This window comes from Flavobacterium sp. HJJ, assembly GCF_015351475.1.
GTDB classification, from domain to species: Bacteria; Bacteroidota; Bacteroidia; order Flavobacteriales; family Flavobacteriaceae; genus Flavobacterium; species Flavobacterium marginilacus.
The window spans coordinates 1-1,345 of the sequence record NZ_JADKPR010000062.1; the positions used below are offsets into that span (position 1 = coordinate 1).

Below are 1,345 nucleotides of genomic sequence, written 5' to 3' on the forward strand. Positions count from 1 at the left end.
GACACTATCCTAAAAAGTGTGTAAGTTTAAAAATATAGGGGTTTGGCTTTTTAATTAAAGTTGAACCCTTTTTTCAAATATAGTTAAGAACTGGTTGAGGATTAATCCCCAATTTTGGATTGGCATTGACCATTTTTTGGTTGCCTCTCTCAAAGCCAAATATACAGATTTTAAAACAGCTTCATCTGTAGGGAATGATAATTTGTTTTTGGTGTATTTTCTAATTTTACCATTGAGGTTTTCGATTAAATTTGTGGTATAAATTATTTTTCTGATTTCTATTGGGAAATCAAAGAATACGGTTAATTCTTCCCAGTTTTCAGTCCAGGATTTTACCGAATAGGGATATTTATCGTTCCATTTTATGGTAAAATCTTTAAGAGAAGCTTCGGCTGCTTGTTTGGTTGGAGCATTGTAAATTAGCTTCATATCGGCTGAAAATTCCTTTTTATCTTTCCAAACCACATAACGAGCAGAGTTTCTAATTTGATGTACTACACATATTTGTGTTTGTGATTCAGGGAATACATTTTTAATGGTTCCTGTAAAGCCATTTAGGTTGTCAGTGGCTGTAATTAGGATGTCTTGAACCCCTCTGGCTTTTAAATCCGTTAGAACTCCCAGCCAAAAACTAGCACTTTCATTCTTACCTAACCACATTCCTAAAACTTCTTTCTTGCCATCTCTATTGAGTCCAACAGCCAAGTAAATAGTTTTATTGACCACCTTTGAGTTCTCTCGAACTTTAAAAACGATGCCATCCATCCAGACAATTAAATAAACAGGCTCTAATGGTCTGTTTTGCCATGCCACAATATCATTGGAGACGCTATCAGTTATTCGAGATATAGTTGATGTAGAAACTTCAAAATCGTAGACTTCTCTTATCTGTTCTTCAATGTCACTATTGCTCATTCCTTTGGCGTAAAGAGATACTATAACATTCTCTAATCCATCGAGCATACTCTGACGTTTTGGAACAATTATGGGATTAAAAGTAGCATCTCGGTCTCTTGGAACCTGGATTTGAGATTCTCCAAAAGAAGATTTTATTTTTTTATTTGAAAAGCCATTACGAGCATTGGGAGTTGTCGTTTTCTCGTGCTTTTCATAACCTAAATGAGCATCTAATTCGCCCTCGAGCATTTTCTCTAAACCTCGTTTTTGTAACTGACCTAAAAAATTATAAAGGTCTTCACCTGTTTTGAATTGCTTCAAAAATTCATCCGATAACAAATCTTCTTTTTTCATAGAATGTGTAAAATTTAAAATTAAGTAAAAAAGATATTAGGGTTTGCACAAACCCTAATATCTTTTTTACTTACACACTTTATGAGATAGTACC

General features: G+C 33.9%; 1 protein-coding gene. It reads right to left on the bottom strand.

Annotated elements, in window-relative coordinates; translation table 11 throughout:
• Nucleotides 1–54: 54 nt before the first annotated feature.
• Nucleotides 55–1,251: an IS256 family transposase gene (locus tag IRZ80_RS20710; RefSeq protein ID WP_194644256.1), complete on the bottom strand. Its 1,197-nt coding sequence runs from the start codon at nt 1,249–1,251 to the stop codon at nt 55–57.
• Between the last annotated feature and the right edge of the window lie 94 nt (nt 1,252–1,345).

Coding starts and splice junctions, on each gene's coding strand:
- IRZ80_RS20710 (WP_194644256.1), bottom strand. CDS start 1,251: ATGAAAAAAGAAGATTTGTTATCGGATGAATTTTTGAAGCAATTCAAA.